This is a genomic window from Bartonella sp. CL70QHWL, from assembly GCF_042194855.1.
GTDB lineage: Bacteria > Pseudomonadota > Alphaproteobacteria > Rhizobiales > Rhizobiaceae > Bartonella.
This window is the reverse complement of sequence record NZ_JBHINJ010000103.1, coordinates 1-892: the sequence shown is the minus strand read 5'-3', so window position 1 is coordinate 892 and position 892 is coordinate 1. Positions and strand designations below refer to the sequence as shown.

The window sequence follows — 892 nt, the reverse complement described above, 5'->3', positions numbered from 1 at the left end:
GGCAAAAAATCATACACCTATGACCGTATAGGACGTGGAACCATTTTTATTCCCAATGCAACCATTTCCATTATTGGGGGCATTCAACCTTCACGGATTATTCCCATTATTCAAGCAATGCACCATGGAACAAATAATGACGGCTTATTGCAACGGTTTCAAATGCTGGTGTGGCCCGATGAACGAAAAGAGCGGTTATGGGTTGATAGACCTCCCAATCAAAAGGCATGGGAAAGTTATCAAGAAATTTTTCGTTCTCTTTATGATAAACCATTAGGATCACCAAAACACCCTATTACCATACGCTTTTCTGCTGAAGCTCAAGAAATGTTTCGTGTATGGTGGGAAAATTTTCAAAGAACAATCAAAGGAGGTCATTTCTCATCAAGTTTACAAGCGCATCTTTTGAAAATGAATAAAACCATACCAACCCTTGCATTGATTTTTGAATTGAGTGAAGGGGGGCGTTTTGAAATCAATAGAGATGCCCTTGAGAGAGCCTTATATTGGGAAGAATATCTGATAAGTCATGCAAAACGTCTTTATGCGGCGAATGATACATTAACAGCAGAGCGTGCAAAATTAATTGTAGAGCGCTGTGATCTTTTACCCAATGTTTTTACGGCAAGAGATATCTATAGACGGTGTTGGAGATCTTTAAAAGACAATGGAGCCGTTAAGCAAGCTTTAGAGCTTTTATGTCGTTGTAACTATATTCGTGAATTTCCTATAGAGGGGAATGAATTAGGTCGGCGTCCTGATAGACGGTATGAATGGCATCCTTTGGTTAAAAACAACAGCATAAAACAATAAAAAAATCTCTTTTGAAGTCTTTAAGACAACCACGCAAAACTCTTTTTATGGCATTCTCATCAAGGAACTTTTTTCCAAA

The 892-nt window shown here is 38.2% G+C and carries 1 protein-coding gene; it reads left to right on the top strand.

Annotation, left to right across the window (positions count from 1 at the left end):
* On the top strand, nt 1-813 hold an 813-nt coding region (locus ACFIJZ_RS09930; protein ID WP_375631995.1), incomplete at its 5' end, for a DUF3987 domain-containing protein.
* Nucleotides 814-892: the final 79 nt, after the last annotated feature.